Here is a 14,406-nt window from a genome sequence, read left to right on the forward strand (position 1 = left end):
GGGGGGAGGCAGAGCAGATTTCAGAGCAGAAAGTAAAGCTGGGCCATCGGCAGCACCTCAGCGGGCTCGCAGGTGAGCAGTTCGCCGTCAGCGAAGACCTCGTAGGTCTGGGGATCCACCTCCACCTTGGGCAGGGCGCTGTTGTTGCGCATTTCGGCCTTGCCGATGCCGCGGGTGTGCACCACCGGCACGCAGGGCCGCTTCAGACCAAGCTTCCGGGGCAGGTCGTCGTCGAGCGACGCCTGGCTCAGAAAGGTGAGGCAGCTGGGGGCCAGGGCCGAGCCAAAGGCGGCGAACATCGGCCGGCCATGCACAGGACCGGGCGTGGGGATCGAGGCGTTGGCATCGCCCATCTGGGCCCAGACGATCGACCCCCCCTTGATCACCAGCTCCGGTTTGACACCGAAGAAGCCGGGCTTCCAGAGCACCAGATCAGCCAGTTTGCCCACCTCCACCGAGCCGATCTGGCTGTCGAGGCCGTGGGCGATCGCCGGGTTGATCGTGAACTTGGCCACATAGCGCTTGAGACGCACGTTGTCGTTGCGGCCTTTCCCCGGACCGGCGCTGTCCTCCGGCAGGGTGCCGCGCTGCACCTTCATCTTGTGAGCGGTCTGGAAGGTGCGTGTGATCACCTCACCCACCCGACCCATGGCCTGGGAATCGCTGGCGATGATGCTGAAGGCGCCCAGATCGTGAAGGATGTCCTCAGCGGCGATCGTCTCGCGGCGGATGCGCGACTCAGCGAAGGCCACGTCTTCGGGGATGGCCGCATCCAGGTGGTGGCACACCATCAGCATGTCGAGGTGCTCCTCGAGCGTGTTGCGGGTGTAGGGACGGGTGGGGTTGGTGGAGCTGGGCAGCACGTTGGCCTCGCCGCAGATCCGGATGATGTCGGGAGCGTGGCCGCCGCCGGCCCCCTCGGTATGGAAGGTGTGGATGGTGCGGCCGCCGATCGCCCTGATCGTGTCCTCCACGAAGCCCGCTTCGTTGAGCGTGTCGGAGTGGATGCAGACCTGCACATCGAACCGGTCGGCCACTGACAGGCAGCAATCGATCGCCGCTGGAGTGGTGCCCCAGTCTTCGTGGAGCTTGAGGCCGCAGGCCCCGGCGCGGATCTGCTCCTCGAGGGCCTCGGGGGTGCTGGCGTTGCCCTTGCCGTAGAAGCCCAGATTCACCGGCAGTCCCTCGGCGGCCTGGAGCATGCGGGCCAGGTGGAAGGCGCCGGGGGTGCAGGTGGTGGCGTTGGTGCCGGTGGCCGGGCCGGTGCCACCCCCCAGCAGGGTGGTCACACCGCTGGCGATGGCCGTTTCGATCTGCTGGGGACAGATGAAGTGGATGTGGGTGTCGATGCCCCCGGCCGTGAGGATGTGCCCCTCGCCGGCGATCGCCTCGGTGCCGGGCCCCACCACGATTGTCACGCCGTCGGTGATGTCGGGATTGCCGGCCTTGCCGATCGCGCAGATACGGCCGTCGCGCAGGCCCACATCGGCCTTGACGATCCCCCACCAGTCCACGATCAGGGCATTGGTGATCACCGTGTCCACCGCCCCGTCGGCACGGGAGGTCTGGGCCTGGCCCATGCCGTCGCGGATCACCTTGCCGCCGCCGAACTTCACCTCCTCGCCGTAGGTGGTGAAATCCTTCTCCACCTCCAGGATCAGTTCGGTGTCGGCCAGCCGCAGCCTGTCGCCCGTGGTGGGGCCGTAGGTCTCGGCGTAGGCCCGGCGGTCCATCCGATAGGGCATGGCTGGTGCGGGTGACGAAGGAACGTGGGATGGGCGGAGCGGCCCCTGGGCCGATCAGTCGAGGGGGCCGTTGATCAGGCCGTTGAAGCCGAACACACAGCGGGATCCGGCCAGGGGCACCAGCTGTACGGGGCGTTGATCCCCCGGCTCGAAGCGGATTGCTGTACCGGCGGGAATGTCAAGGCGCTGGCCCCTCGCCGCCTCCCGATCGAAGACCAGGGCATGGTTGGCTTCGTGGAAGTGGAAGTGGGAACCCACCTGCACAGGACGATCACCCCGGTTGGCCACGTCGATCGTGGTGACCGGCCGGCCGGCGTTGAGCTCGAGGCTGCCGGGCTCAGGAAAGAGTTCGCCAGGAATCATCGGATCGGTTCATGCAGGGTGACGAGCTTGGTGCCATCGGGGAAGGTGGCCTCCATCTGCACCTCGGGGATCAGCTCAGGCACCCCCTCCATCACCTGCTCACGGCTGAGCCAGGTGGTGCCCTCGGCCATCAGTTCCGCGACGCTGCGGCCGTCGCGGGCCCCCTCGAGAACGAGGAAACTGAGCCAGGCGACCGCCTCGGGATGGTTGAGGCGCAGACCTCGCTGCAGCCGGCGCTCCGCCAGAAGCGCTGCAGTGACGATCAGCAGCTTGTCCTTCTCCTGGGGGGTGAGATACATGGGCCAGGGCGTTCCGCAGCCACTCTGGCAGTGGCCTGGCTGGCGGCCAGGTTCAGCAGGAACTTTCACCGCCGCCGCCTGGCCGAGCGACCAGCATGCTGAGAATCCCCGCAGGCCCAAGCCATGGCCGAGCCGATCGATCTGATCGCGCTGCCGACGGCCCTGCGTCGCCGGACGGTGCTCGCCTACGGCCTCGGTGACGCCGGCACCGGGATGGCCGCGGCCCTGATCGGCTTCTACCTGTTCGCGTTCTATACCCAGATCGCCGGGCTGCCCCCCTGGCTGGCGGGCCTGGTGCTGATGGTGGGCCGGCTCTGGGACGCCATCAACGATCAGCTGATGGGCTGGCTCAGCGACCGCACCCGCTCCCGCCTCGGCCCGCGCATCCCCTGGATGATCTGGAGTGCGCTGCCGCTCGGGCTGAGCATGGCACTGATGTGGTGGTTCCCCCCGGGTGGTGAACTGCTGCGCTTCGGCTGGTTCGTGCTGATCTCGGTGGTGTTCATGGCCGCCTACACGGGCGTGAACCTGCCCTACTGCGCCCTTGCCACCGAGCTCACCGCAGACACCAGACTGCGCACCCGCCTCAACGCGGTCCGCTTCACCGGCTCGATTCTCAGCAGCCTGCTGGGCTTGCTGCTCGGCGCGCTGCTGGTGGGCTACGGCGCCCCGGGCTACCTGGCGATGGGGGTGGCCGCCGGAGCGGTGGTGGTCGTCGGCACCCTGCTGTCCACCTGGGGGTTGGCGCCGGCCGCACAGGTCTGCCGCCGGCCATCGGGGCGGCCTGAGCCGATCACAACCCAGCTGCGCCGGATCCGGCGCAATGGACGCTTCCTGCGGGTGGTGGGGTTGTATCTGCTGCTCTGGGGAGCGCTGCAGTTGATGCAGCCGGTGTCGTTGCTGTATCTCTCCGAGGTGATGCATCTGCCCCAGGCCTGGAGCACCTGGATGCTGATCCCCTTCCAGCTCAGCGCCATGGCAGGCCTGGAGCTGTGGAGCCGGCTGGCGGCCCGGCGCGGAAGGCTGGTGGCCCTGCGCTGGGGGAGTGGGCTCTGGATCGCCATGGGCGTGCTGGCGATGCTGCTTGTACCACTCGATGCCTCGGCGGCACCGCTGGCCCCTGGGGGCAACAGCCTCAAGTTCGTGTTGCTGGTGATGGTGGTGCTGCTGCTCGGCCTTGGGGCCGCCACCGCCTACCTGTTGCCCTGGTCGTTACTGCCCGACGCGATCGACGCGGATCCGGAGCGACCGGCCGGGTTGTTCACCGCCTGGATGGTGATGACCCAGAAGCTGGGCAGCGCCGTGTCGGTGTTTCTGCTCGGCAACCTGCTCAGCTGGAGCGGCTACGTGGCCGGTCTCGCCACCGATCAGCCCCGCACGGCTGTGGCGATGATCCGCCTCTGCATCGGCCTGATCCCGGCCGTGCTCGTGGTGCTGGGGCTTGTGGTGATGCGGCGCTGGCCGCAGTCGGCCGTTTCGCAGCAAGCTTCAGCGTGAGGATTCCGGCGGCGCTGCTGGGCCGCGGCAGCGCTCCAGCCCATCAAGAATGAACTCAAGTCCGAAATCGAAGGCATGAAGCCCGTCGTAGCGGCGCTCCATCACCTCACGGCTCAGCGCGTTCAAGTGGGGGAAGCGATCGGCAGGAAGCTGGGGCAGGAAAGAGCCGGCCATCGCGGCATAGTCCTGAGCCTCGATTGGAAAATTGATCTCCTGCAGGGTGAAGCCGTAAATGTGGCTGTCGATGGCGTTCCAGCCGTGGTCGGCCTGCTCCAGGGAGAAGCCCGCCGCCACCAGGCATCCGAGGGTGGCATCGATGGAGCGGAGCATGGCCGGCCCGGTGTTCAGCCGCGAGAGAATCGCCAGGGCAGCCCAGGGGTGGCGCAGCAAGGCCAGATGGGCCGATAGCGCCCGCTGGCGCATCGCGGCCTTCCAATCGCCGCCGATCTCCGGCAGGGCGATCTCGCTGACCACGCTTTCAACGAGGCCATCGATGATGGCGTCCCGGTTGGCCACGTGGTTGTAGAGCGACATCGCCTTGACCCCCAACACCTCGGCGAGCTTGCGCATCGAGAGGCCCGCGAGCCCCTCCTGATCGGCGATCTCCAGCGCCGCCGCCAGCACCCGCTCCCTGTTGAGGGGAAGTCGGGCGATCGGCGCTGAAGGGCTCGCTCCAGCCAGGCTCCCCGCTGCCAATCCAATCCAGCAAAGGCGCAAGCCTTACGGCGTAGGCTTTGCTTACGGCGTAAGTGGTCTACGTCGATGATGAATCCGGGCCCGTCCACGTCCACCATGCGGGCGATCACCCAGGAGGTCTACGGCTCCGCAGACGTCCTCTCGCTCCAGACGGTTGGGAAGCCCGCCATCGGTGACAAGGACCTGTTGATCAGGGTTCACTCCACTTCCGTCCACGCCGGCGACTGGCATCTGATGCGCGGCGAGCCGTTCCTGGTCATTCGGCTGCTGTTCGGTGGCCTGCGCCGACCAAAGTTCCGAACCCTCGGCTGTGATGTCGCTGGAACCGTGGAGGCCGTCGGCAAGGGGGTCGGCAGATTTCGGGTGGGCGACGCGGTCTTCGGTGATCTCTCGGTCTGCGGGTTTGGCACCTTTGCCGAGTACGCCCGTGCCACGGAAGACGCCTTGGCGCTCAAACCCGCCGCGATCTCCTTCGAGGCCGCCGGCACGGTGGCCTGCTCGGGGTTGGCCGCCCTGCAGGGCCTGCGAGATCAGGGCCGGCTCCAGGCGGGGCAGCACGTGTTGATCCTTGGGGCCGCCGGCGGGGTGGGCTCGTTCGCTGTGCAGATCGCCAAGGCCTTCGGGGCTGAGGTGACCGGCGCCTGCAGCGCCCACAAGAAGGCCATGGTGCGCTCCATCGGAGCTGACCACGTGATCGATTCGGCCAGGGCGGATTTCAGTGCGGGCGGCCACCGCTATGACCTGATCCTCGATACAGCGGCCTATCGCCCCCTCGCGCAAGTCCTGCCGGCCCTCGCACCCGACGGCACCTACGTGCTGGTCGGCGGCTCAACGGCACTCCTCTTCAAGTTGATGCTTTTACAGGGTCCCTGGATCTCCCGAACCAGCCGTCGCCGGGTCTGCGTGCTGGTCTCGAACCCCAATCCGGCCGATCTGCAGACCCTGGCTGATCTGCTCGAGACCGGCAAGATCGTGCCGTTCATCGATCGCCGCTGTCGCCTTACGGATGTGCCCGAGGCCGTCACGGCACTGGAGCAGCGACAGGTTCAGGGGAAGATCGCCATTGCGGTTGCGCCTGAGAGCGGCTGCAACGAGCCATCAGACCGGCCTGCAAGAGCCCTCTGAGACTTCGACAAGCCATGGGGCTTCCTGGAACGGCCAGACCCGGGGGAGAACCGGGGCCGCCAGGCCTCGCTCGGCGCGGATCCGGGCCCAGATCCTGGTGAACCAGAACCGGGCCGCCTGGCTGGACGGTCCCCGGTAGCGGGCCACCAGCCCCTGATCGAGCCGGCCACAGGCCATCTCCCCCTCCAGCCCGGCTCGATCGGCGCGGCAGAGCTCCAGCAGCGCTTCAGGCACCGGCGCCGGCGCCGCCCAGACCAGGCTGCCGAACACCGGCATCCCCGCCAGCCCGTGGAACGAACGCAGGCTTTCCCCCGCCAGCTCCAGTTGATCGACCACGCTCCAGCGCCCCTGGCGGCGCACCTCCAGGCGAGAACGCCAGCTGCCCTCCCCCAGGGTTTCGGCATCGGCACTGCGGCCCAGGCGCACCACATCGGCTCCTAGCCAACTGGCCCCCTCGGCCAGCTCCACACAGCAGCTCTGCTCGATCAGGCCACCGGCGAACACCACCACCTCCTGGGGGAGCCATTCCAGGTCCGCCCCCTCAGACAGCTTGAAGCTCAGCTGCTGGCGGCTCCAACGGCCTCGGGGCGCCAGAAGGGAGCGGCCCACAGATCCATACACCTTCTGGGCGGCGACGCTGGTGAGCAGGGCACGGCTGTGGGGCCCGAGCTCGGCTCTGATGCTCAACTCATCCCCACCCACCAGGCCACCGCCGGTGTGGAGCAGGGGCAGTTCACAGCGGCCATCCTCGCGGGCATAGGCTCGCTGGATCTTGAGGGGAGCGGTGGCACCGCCCTGGTGCTGGGTACCGCGATCAGCCTGGCGATGGAAGCTGATGCTGGCCTCAGCGCACCAGGGCTGGGGGAGGGCGCTCAGCATGGCCAATTTGCGCTCCTGAGATGTCGGCACCATCCGGGGAATCCTGACCCAGGCCACCAGGGCGGATTCGGTAGCCATCGGCACAATCATTGCCCCCCGGCCTGGGGAGGCTGACTACTGGTTCTGAGGCTGTCGGCCCTGTGTCCACGCCACCGCTGCAGCTGGAGTTGCGCTGCGACGCCCCTGGTCAGGGGCAGGAGCCGGACGGGGACCTGCTGCTGCTGAGCATGCCCTTGAGCGCCCAGGAGCGCACGAGTCTGCGCGGGCGCCGGCGCACCGCCTGCGGCCGCGAGCTCCTGCTGCAACTTCCGCGGGGACCGGCCCTCGAGCCGGGTGAACGGTTGATGCCGGCCGATGGCAGTGTGCTGGTGGTGGTGGTGGTGGAGCCGGCGCCTGAGCCGGTGCTGGTGGTGCGCAGCCCGGATCCCCTGGTGTTGCTCCAGGCCGCCTACCACCTGGGCAACCGCCATGTGTCGCTGGAGCTACGCCCCGGGGAACTGAGGCTGCTCGAAGATGCGGTGCTGGAGGAGCTGCTGCGGCAACGGGGGCTGTTGATCGAGCACCGTCTGGTGCCGTTTCTGCCGGAGCCGGGCGCCTACGCCACGACCAGCCACTCCCACAGCCATTCCCACAACCACGACAGCGGTCAGCCGCGATGAGTGTCGCCGGGCTGCATCTGCTCCAACTGGTGAGCCCCGCCCTGCCAGTGGGAGCCTTCAGCTACTCGGAAGGGCTGGAAGTGTTGGTCCAGCGGGGAGACATCACCACGCCAAAAGCCCTCCAGGACTGGCTCGAGGCAGAGCTGCGCCGTGGCGGCATCCGTATCGAGGCGGCAGCCCTGGGCCCACTGCAGGAGGCCCTCCGCGAGCACCAGCTCATGGCCACAGCGGGAGCAGAGAGCGATGAAGCCCAGCTGGCCCGGGGAGCGTTGATCGATCTCGACGGCTGGCTGCTCGCCCAGCGCGAAGCGAGCGAGCTGCGGGCCCAGCAACGTCAGATGGGACGCTCCCTGCTCCAGCTGCTGGCGCAGCTGGGCTGGCCGCTGCATCCAGAGGTGGAACTGGCCTGGCCGGCGGCCTGGGCCTGGGCTGGGCTTTGCCTGGAGATCCCCCTGCCTGACCTGGTGGAGGCCTACCTCTATGGCTGGTGCGCCAACCAGGTAAGTGCCGCCGTGCGCCTGGTGCCGCTTGGACCCACCCAGGGGCAACGGCTGCAGCTCGCCCTGGGCCCATTGCTGGTGGAGCGGGGCCGGGAGCTGGCCGTCGCCGATCCACGCGAGCAATGGACCGGAGGCATCGGCTCCGGCCTCTGCCAACTGCACCACGCCGAGCTTTACTCCAGGCTGTTCCGCAGTTGATCGCCAAGGCAGGCCACCAGCATGAGCAAACTGCGCGTTGGAGTGGCCGGACCTGTGGGATCCGGCAAGACAGCCCTCGTCGAGGCCCTCTGCCGGCGGCTGCGCCAGGAGCTTCAGCTGGCGGTGGTCACCAATGACATCTACACCCAGGAAGACGCCCAGTTCCTGACCCGAGCTGGGGCGCTGGAGCCCGAGCGCATCCGCGGGGTGGAAACGGGAGGCTGCCCCCACACAGCCATCCGTGAAGACTGCTCGATCAACCGTGCTGCGGTGGAGGAGCTGGAGAGTGAGTTCCCCGATCTTGACCTGGTGTTGGTCGAGAGCGGCGGCGACAATCTCGCGGCCAGTTTCAGTCCGGAGCTGGTGGATCTGTGCATCTATGTGATTGACGTAGCCGCCGGAGACAAGATCCCCAGGAAAGGGGGCCCGGGCATCACCCGCTCCGACCTGCTGGTGATCAACAAGATCGATCTGGCGCCGATGGTGGGCGCCGATCTGAACGTGATGCAACGGGACACCGAGAGGATGCGACCCGGGCGCCCCTGGTGTTTCACCAACCTGCGCAGCGGAGAGGGCTTGGAGCGGGTGGAATCCTTTTTACGTGAACAATTACCTAGTTCACAGATCTGAGCCAGGCAGAGGTGCTCACCAGCAAATCCACACACGCTGCGTCACGCCAGGCATTTCGTGCGATCGGATACATAGCGCCGTGGGCAACCTCCGTAAGTTCCGAGCTGCCGTCAGCATTGCGGCATACCATCACCTTGACAAAGCACCAATGGTTCGGAATCTCTCTCGGCGGCTGTTTGCTGGACTGGCTACCACCGCCGTCAGCATCACCCTGGTCTCCTGCGGTGGTGGCGGTGGCGGTGGCGGTGGAGAATCCGCCGGCAAGTTTGACGGCGAAATCAAAGTTGGCATTCTCCACTCCCTGAGTGGCACCATGGCCATCTCGGAAACGACCCTGAAAGAGGTCGAAGAGATGGCAATCAAAGAGATTAATGACGCAGGTGGCGTCAAGGTTAGTGGTAAGTCGTACAAAATCGTCCCTGTCATTGAGGACGGGGCTTCCGATTGGCCCACCTTCGCCGAGAAATCGCAGAAGCTGATCGATTCCGACAAGGTTGCCGTGGTCTTCGGCGGCTGGACCTCCGCCAGCCGCAAGGCGATGCTGCCGGTGTTTGAGGCCAAAAATCATATGCTCTTCTACCCGATTCAATACGAAGGGCAGGAGTGCTCCAGGAACATTTTCTATACGGGTGCCGTCCCCAACCAGCAGGCCGAACCAGCCGTCGACTGGCTGATGAAGACCTATGGCGACAAGCTTGGCAAAAAAGTCTATCTCGTCGGCTCTGACTACGTCTATCCCCGGACTGCCAACACCATCATCAAGGAGCAGATGAAGGCTCTCGGCGGAGAAACCGTCGGCGAAGACTACATCCCCCTCGGCAACACTGAGGTGGCTCCGATCATCGCCAAGATCAAAAAGGTGTTCCCTGATGGTGGCATCATCATCAACACCTTGAACGGCGACTCCAACGTTGCCCTCTTCAAGCAGTTCAAGGCAGCCGGTATTGATCCGGCAAAATACCCGATCATGTCCTTTTCGATCGCCGAAGAGGAAATCCGCCAGATCGGCCCTGAGTACACCACAGGCACCTACGCAGCCTGGAACTTCTTCATGAGCCTGGACACCCCGGCATCGAAGAAGTTCACCTCCGACTTCCAGGCCATGTATGGCGCCGATCGGGTCACGGGTGACCCGGCAGAATCGGCTTACAACATGTTGTACCTCTGGAAGAATGCTGTAGAGAAGGCCGGTACGTACGAAGATCTCGACAAGGTCCGCAAGACCATGATCGGCATCAAGTTTGCCGCTCCCCAGGGCGAGATCGAGATGTTCCCCAATCACCACACCTCCGAGCGTGTGCTGATCGGGGAAGCCGAAGCAAACGGTCAGTTCAAGATCCTCGAAGACAGCAAAAAGGCGATCCCGCCCCTGCCCTGGAACCAGTTCGTGCCCGAGACCAAGGGCTTCACCTGTGACTGGACCCAGGATCGTCCCGACGCCGGCAAGTTCAAAATGTGATCACGGCCATCCCCGGGAAGCGATGAAGGATCGGTGGTTCCTCCAGGAGCCACCTTCATCCAGATCGATACAACACCACCATCGAACTGGTCCAGCATCGCATCAACGATGCTGGACCTAACTTTCAATATTCATTCAGTTGGAACTCTTCTTTTCTCAGATCCTCGATGGCCTCAGCATCGGGTCGGTTCTGCTGCTTGCAGCTACTGGTCTGGCCATCGTTTTTGGCTTGATGGGAGTCATCAACCTCGCCCATGGTGAGTTCATGATGCTGGGCGCCTATGTCACCTACGTGGTGCAGTCGGCGTTGAAGCCCATGGGTGGTTTGATCTTTCAGCTGTATTTTCCGGTCTCCCTGGTGCTTGCCTTCATCGTGACTGGACTGATTGGCGTGCTCCTGGAGAGAACGTTAATCCGACAGCTTTACGGCAGGCCCCTGGAAACCCTGCTCGCCACCTGGGGCGTCAGCCTGATTCTGATCCAGCTGATTCGAAGTGTTTCAACGGCCATGATGCTTGGCATCATCGTCGGCGTTGCTGCCGGACTCTTGCTTACGAAGTTACTGCGCGCGAAGTTCTCACTCAAGCCTTTCTTCACCTATCTCAATGGACTCGGCTGGGCTGTCTCCATCGTCATCGGTCTGATCGCCGTCAACATCTTCGATCAGGTCCGCCCGCTCTCCAAGCCCTGGTTCGGTCCCCGCAACATCGACGTCACTGCGCCGAAATGGTTGCAGGGAAGCTGGGGGATGATCGGCACCATCGAACTCCCCGGGCTGAGGATCTTCATCATCCTGCTTTCGGCCCTGTTGCTTCTGGCCACCTACTGGTTCCTGAACAAGAGCGTCTGGGGTCTGCGCATCCGTGCGGTCACCCAGAACCGTCAGATGAGCAACTGTTTAGGGATTCCTACCGATCGCGTTGACAGCATCACCTTTGGCATCGGATCCGGACTGGCCGGCGTAGCTGGGTGCGCCATCACGCTGTTGGGATCGGTGGGCCCCAACCTCGGAGCCGCCTACATCGTGTCCTGCTTCATGGTGATCGTGCTTGGAGGGGTGGGCAACCTGCTTGGCACGGTGATCGCGTCGATGCTGCTCGGGATCATTCAATCCGTGATCGGCTCAGGCACCTTGCTCACCGTCTTCCCTGACATGCCAGAAGCGGCCCGAGGAGTCACCGAATTCTTCGCGACCACGAGCATGTCGCTGGTGCTCGTCTTCATCTTCATCATCGTCTTCCTCCAATTCCGTCCCAACGGCATGTTCCCCCAGAAGGGACGCTCGATCGATGCCTGACCCAATCATCCCAACCCGCAGCAGTTTCCCGTTCCATCTCCCCACGAGGAGGCCTCAACCTTGAAACTCTTTCAAAGACTCGTCCCCTGGATTCTGCTGGCGGTTGCCCTGTTCATCCTGCCGGCGGCCCTCGACGATTTCCGGCTCAATCTCTTCGGTCGTTATTTCGCGCTTGCCATCACGGCTCTGGCAATCGATCTGATCTGGGGATATACCGGTCTGCTGAGCCTGGGTCAGGGGATCTTCTTCTCGTTGGGTGGCTATGCGGTAGCCATGTACCTGATGCTCAACACCAAGAGCCTTGCCGGTGGTAACGGCATCCCAAAGTTCTTCGAGAACTACGGGGTGGCGGAACTTCCCTTCTTCTGGAAGCCCTTCTGGTCGCCAGCGTTCACGCTGATCGCGCTCTGGGTGATCCCAGCGGTGGTGGCAGGTCTGGTGGGTTGGTTGATCTTCAGAAACCGTATCAAGGGGGTGTATTTCTCGATCATCACCCAGGCCGCGCTGATGGTGTTCTTCCACTTCTTCAATGGCCAGCAGAAACTCTTCGACGGCACCAACGGCCTCAAGACCAGCACATCTGAGCTGTTCGGCCAACTTGTCGGTTCCCCTGATATGCAGGTGGTGTTTTATCGCCTCACGGTGATCCTTCTGCCCCTCGCTTTTCTGGTCTGCCGCTACTTCACCACCGGCCGCTTCGGAGATGCCCTGATCGCCATCCGGGACGATGAAACAAGATTTCGCTTTGCAGGTTTCAATTCGGTCCCGTTCAAGACCATCGTCTTCCTGGTGGCTGGAGCCCTGTGCGGAATCTCCGGCGCCCTCTACACCGTCCAGTCCGGCATCGTTTCTCCCCAGTACATGTCGATCTCCTTCTCGATCGAGATGGTCATCTGGGTTGCCGTGGGCGGTCGGGGAACTCTGGTGGGTCCGATCATCGGCGCCACGTTGGTCAATTACCTGCGCAGCCTCGTGAGCGAGGCCCTGCCGGAGGCCTGGCTCTTCGTTCAGGGGGCCCTGTTCATCTTCGTGGTGGTGCTCATGCCCGATGGCATCTATGGCTGGGTCACCAACGGAGGTCTGAAGAGTCTGCTGGCCGCCTTCGGCATCGCCAAGAAGGCAAAAACCTATCCCCGGCTCGATGAGGAGGCTCTCCCCGTGGACTAGGTAGCCCGATGATGCTGCCAGGTTTTCCTTATTGACTGCTTTCTCGAATACGCACCTCTCCGATGTCCATGTCAGAACCTCTACTCGAGCTCAATGACGTCAGCGTGAGTTTCGATGGCTTCTATGCCCTCACCGATCTCAGCATGAAGCTGTACAAGGGTGAGCTGAAGTCGATCATCGGACCGAACGGTGCCGGCAAGACAACGTTTCTGGATGTGATCACCGGCAAGGTGCGACCCACCAAAGGCTCGGTAACCTTCAAGGGACAATCCCTGCTCGGTGTTTCAGAGCAGAAGATCTCCCGTCAGGGGATCGGCCGCAAGTTCCAGACCCCGAGGGTCTTTGAGAACCTCAGCGTGCTTCGTAATCTCGAACTGGCCGCTTCTCCTGTGAAGAACGCCTTCAGCCTATTGGGGTCCAGGCTACCTCAGTCCGCCAAGGACGAGGTTCATCGCATCATGAACTATGTGGGACTGGCACCCTTCGCCTCCGTGAAAGCCGGCTCCCTCTCCCATGGCCAGAAGCAGTGGCTGGCCATCGCTTCGTTGGTGGCCCAGGCGCCAGAAGTGCTGCTCCTGGATGAACCGGTTGCCGGTCTCACCGATGAGGAAACTCTACGGACTGCCGAACTGATCAAGTCTCTGGCTGGCGACCACACCGTAGTGGTGATCGAGCACGACATGGAGTTCATCCGGGATCTCGATTTCGACGTCACCGTTCTGCACCAGGGACAGGTGCTCACAGAGGGTCCATTGGACCAGGTCAAAGCCGATCCCAGAGTCATCGAGGTCTACCTGGGGCCGCCCGAACAGTAAACGCTTTCCGACCTTCAACAACCGCCCTCATGTCTACCACCAGCGAAAAAAACCTGCTCCAGGTCCAAGGCCTGAATGTGTATTACGGAGAAAGCCATATTCTCCGTAACGTAGACCTGAGCATTCAGGAGGGGAAAATGGTCTGCCTGATCGGTCGCAACGGCGTCGGCAAGACCACGTTTCTCAAAACCATCATCGGTCTGCTGCAGCAGCGTTCCGGCACCATCGACTACGGCAACGGTCAGCTCTCGAATCAACCTCCCTACAGGAGGGCCCGGGCAGGCATCGGCTATGTCTCGCAAGGCCGTGACATCATTCCCCAGGTGTCAGTCAAAGAGAATCTCCTGCTGGGCATGGAGGCCCTGCCCGGAGGGCTCGAAAAGAACCGCCACATCGACCCCCTGATCTTCGATCTCTTTCCGATTCTCGAGAAGTTCCTCAAGCGCAAAGGTGGTGACCTCAGTGGCGGTCAGCAGCAGCAGCTGGCAATCGCCCGGGCTCTGCTGGGCAAGCCAAAACTGCTGCTCCTGGATGAACCTACCGAAGGGATTCAACCGTCGATCATCCTCGACATCGAGCACGCCGTTCAGCGGATCATGAAGGAGACTGGCATCAGCGTGCTGCTGGTGGAGCAACATCTTCACTTCGTGCGCCAGTCCGATTTCTATTACGCCATGCAGCGGGGTGGCATTGTGGCCAGCGGCAAGACGGAACAACTCTCCGACGATGTGATCAAGGAGTTCCTGACGGTCTGATCGAACCTGTCCACTTTAATGGGTATCAGCAGCCTCGATTCAGCATCCAGGGACGGGTGCTGCTCTGCTTCAGTCGGGGCTTTCCCTCAGTGGAGGTGCCTTGCTTGCGCACCAAGCGCGGTTCAGACTGTTCCTGCTTGAGGCGCAGGGGGCCGGTGAGGGACATCACCGGCGTGAAGACGCGTGTGCCTTCAGCATCACAGGCAGGACAGTTCGTGTCGCTCTGACGCTGATCGATGCTGCGCCAGACTTCATAGTTTTCGCAGCCGTTGGCGCAGCTGTATTCGTAGACGGGCATCGTTGGAGAAGACAGAGATCTTGG

At 63.6% G+C, this 14,406-nt stretch carries 16 protein-coding genes; 10 read left to right on the forward strand and 6 right to left on the reverse strand.

Annotated elements, in window-relative coordinates:
* Positions 1–20: 20 nt before the first annotated feature.
* From ureC to KBY93_RS07520, 3 genes are read right to left on the reverse strand one after another with little or no spacing between them, the layout of a single operon-like run.
* A complete protein-coding gene (ureC, locus tag KBY93_RS07510; RefSeq protein WP_255093672.1) occupies positions 21–1,745 on the reverse strand; it encodes an urease subunit alpha in 1,725 nt (574 codons plus the stop codon).
* A 54-nt stretch (positions 1,746–1,799) separates the two neighbouring features.
* Entirely contained in the window at positions 1,800–2,108 is a 309-nt protein-coding gene (locus tag KBY93_RS07515) for an urease subunit beta (protein ID WP_255093673.1), read from the reverse strand.
* Entirely contained in the window at positions 2,105–2,407 is a 303-nt protein-coding gene (locus tag KBY93_RS07520) for an urease subunit gamma (protein WP_006172936.1), read from the reverse strand. The genes KBY93_RS07515 and KBY93_RS07520 overlap by 4 nt, the downstream gene beginning before the upstream one ends.
* A gap of 123 nt (positions 2,408–2,530) precedes the next feature.
* Between KBY93_RS07520 and KBY93_RS07525 the strand changes: the two genes are divergently transcribed.
* Positions 2,531–3,904 (forward strand): MFS transporter, encoded by a 1,374-nt coding sequence (locus KBY93_RS07525; protein ID WP_255093674.1) that lies wholly within the window; start codon positions 2,531–2,533, stop codon positions 3,902–3,904.
* On the opposite strand, the gene KBY93_RS07530 is transcribed toward KBY93_RS07525, so the two are convergent.
* Positions 3,896–4,600 (reverse strand): TetR/AcrR family transcriptional regulator C-terminal domain-containing protein, encoded by a 705-nt coding sequence (locus KBY93_RS07530; RefSeq protein ID WP_255093675.1) that lies wholly within the window; start codon positions 4,598–4,600, stop codon positions 3,896–3,898. The two genes, KBY93_RS07525 and KBY93_RS07530, sit on opposite strands and share 9 nt — an antisense overlap.
* Before the next feature lie 96 nt (positions 4,601–4,696).
* Here KBY93_RS07530 and KBY93_RS07535 point away from each other — a divergent pair, with 96 nt between their 5' ends.
* Complete coding sequence (locus tag KBY93_RS07535; protein ID WP_255093676.1) at positions 4,697–5,725, forward strand: NAD(P)-dependent alcohol dehydrogenase; 1,029 nt, start codon at positions 4,697–4,699, stop codon at positions 5,723–5,725.
* On the opposite strand, the gene KBY93_RS07540 is transcribed toward KBY93_RS07535, so the two are convergent.
* A complete protein-coding gene (locus tag KBY93_RS07540) occupies positions 5,699–6,637 on the reverse strand; it encodes an urease accessory protein UreD (protein WP_399222797.1) in 939 nt (312 codons plus the stop codon). The genes KBY93_RS07535 and KBY93_RS07540 overlap by 27 nt on opposite strands.
* A gap of 107 nt (positions 6,638–6,744) precedes the next feature.
* Between KBY93_RS07540 and ureE the strand changes: the two genes are divergently transcribed.
* The 8 genes from ureE (at position 6,745) to urtE (ending at position 14,084) form a co-directional block, all read left to right on the forward strand.
* Positions 6,745–7,263, forward strand: coding sequence for an urease accessory protein UreE (gene ureE, locus KBY93_RS07545; RefSeq protein WP_315856393.1), 519 nt, complete (start codon positions 6,745–6,747; stop codon positions 7,261–7,263).
* Complete coding sequence (locus KBY93_RS07550) at positions 7,260–7,961, forward strand: urease accessory protein UreF (protein ID WP_255093678.1); 702 nt, start codon at positions 7,260–7,262, stop codon at positions 7,959–7,961. The genes ureE and KBY93_RS07550 overlap by 4 nt, the downstream gene beginning before the upstream one ends.
* Before the next feature lie 21 nt (positions 7,962–7,982).
* Positions 7,983–8,591: an urease accessory protein UreG gene (gene ureG, locus KBY93_RS07555; RefSeq protein WP_255093679.1), complete on the forward strand. Its 609-nt coding sequence runs from the start codon at positions 7,983–7,985 to the stop codon at positions 8,589–8,591.
* A gap of 148 nt (positions 8,592–8,739) precedes the next feature.
* Positions 8,740–10,050, forward strand: coding sequence for an urea ABC transporter substrate-binding protein (gene urtA / locus KBY93_RS07560; RefSeq protein WP_255093736.1), 1,311 nt, complete (start codon positions 8,740–8,742; stop codon positions 10,048–10,050).
* 139 nt (positions 10,051–10,189) lie between these two features.
* Positions 10,190–11,347: an urea ABC transporter permease subunit UrtB gene (locus tag KBY93_RS07565; RefSeq protein WP_255093680.1), complete on the forward strand. Its 1,158-nt coding sequence runs from the start codon at positions 10,190–10,192 to the stop codon at positions 11,345–11,347.
* 60 nt (positions 11,348–11,407) lie between these two features.
* Positions 11,408–12,514, forward strand: a complete 1,107-nt coding sequence (gene urtC, locus KBY93_RS07570) for an urea ABC transporter permease subunit UrtC (protein WP_255093681.1) — start codon at positions 11,408–11,410, stop codon at positions 12,512–12,514.
* A gap of 68 nt (positions 12,515–12,582) precedes the next feature.
* Positions 12,583–13,329, forward strand: a complete 747-nt coding sequence (urtD, locus tag KBY93_RS07575) for an urea ABC transporter ATP-binding protein UrtD (protein WP_255093683.1) — start codon at positions 12,583–12,585, stop codon at positions 13,327–13,329.
* A 29-nt stretch (positions 13,330–13,358) separates the two neighbouring features.
* The gene (gene urtE / locus KBY93_RS07580; RefSeq protein ID WP_255093685.1) at positions 13,359–14,084 is read left to right on the forward strand and encodes an urea ABC transporter ATP-binding subunit UrtE; all 726 of its coding nucleotides are present in this window, start codon (positions 13,359–13,361) and stop codon (positions 14,082–14,084) included.
* 25 nt (positions 14,085–14,109) lie between these two features.
* On the opposite strand, the gene KBY93_RS07585 is transcribed toward urtE, so the two are convergent.
* Positions 14,110–14,382: an FmdB family zinc ribbon protein gene (locus KBY93_RS07585; protein WP_255093686.1), complete on the reverse strand. Its 273-nt coding sequence runs from the start codon at positions 14,380–14,382 to the stop codon at positions 14,110–14,112.
* Positions 14,383–14,406: the final 24 nt, after the last annotated feature.

Source organism: Synechococcus sp. J7-Johnson (assembly GCF_024345795.1).
Classification (GTDB): domain Bacteria; phylum Cyanobacteriota; class Cyanobacteriia; order PCC-6307; family Cyanobiaceae; genus Regnicoccus_A.

Excerpts from the sequence above, each read along its gene's own strand:
- ureC (WP_255093672.1), bottom strand. The coding sequence starts at position 1,745 with ATGCCCTATCGGATGGACCGCCGGGCCTACGCCGAGACCTACGGCCCC.
- KBY93_RS07515 (WP_255093673.1), bottom strand. The coding sequence starts at position 2,108 with ATGATTCCTGGCGAACTCTTTCCTGAGCCCGGCAGCCTCGAGCTCAAC.
- KBY93_RS07520 (WP_006172936.1), bottom strand. The coding sequence starts at position 2,407 with ATGTATCTCACCCCCCAGGAGAAGGACAAGCTGCTGATCGTCACTGCA.
- KBY93_RS07525 (WP_255093674.1), top strand. The coding sequence starts at position 2,531 with ATGGCCGAGCCGATCGATCTGATCGCGCTGCCGACGGCCCTGCGTCGC.
- KBY93_RS07535 (WP_255093676.1), top strand. The coding sequence starts at position 4,697 with ATGCGGGCGATCACCCAGGAGGTCTACGGCTCCGCAGACGTCCTCTCG.
- KBY93_RS07540 (WP_399222797.1), bottom strand. The coding sequence starts at position 6,637 with ATGGTGCCGACATCTCAGGAGCGCAAATTGGCCATGCTGAGCGCCCTC.
- KBY93_RS07550 (WP_255093678.1), top strand. The coding sequence starts at position 7,260 with ATGAGTGTCGCCGGGCTGCATCTGCTCCAACTGGTGAGCCCCGCCCTG.
- ureG (WP_255093679.1), top strand. The coding sequence starts at position 7,983 with ATGAGCAAACTGCGCGTTGGAGTGGCCGGACCTGTGGGATCCGGCAAG.
- urtA (WP_255093736.1), top strand. The coding sequence starts at position 8,740 with ATGGTTCGGAATCTCTCTCGGCGGCTGTTTGCTGGACTGGCTACCACC.
- urtD (WP_255093683.1), top strand. The coding sequence starts at position 12,583 with ATGTCAGAACCTCTACTCGAGCTCAATGACGTCAGCGTGAGTTTCGAT.
- urtE (WP_255093685.1), top strand. The coding sequence starts at position 13,359 with ATGTCTACCACCAGCGAAAAAAACCTGCTCCAGGTCCAAGGCCTGAAT.
- KBY93_RS07585 (WP_255093686.1), bottom strand. The coding sequence starts at position 14,382 with ATGCCCGTCTACGAATACAGCTGCGCCAACGGCTGCGAAAACTATGAA.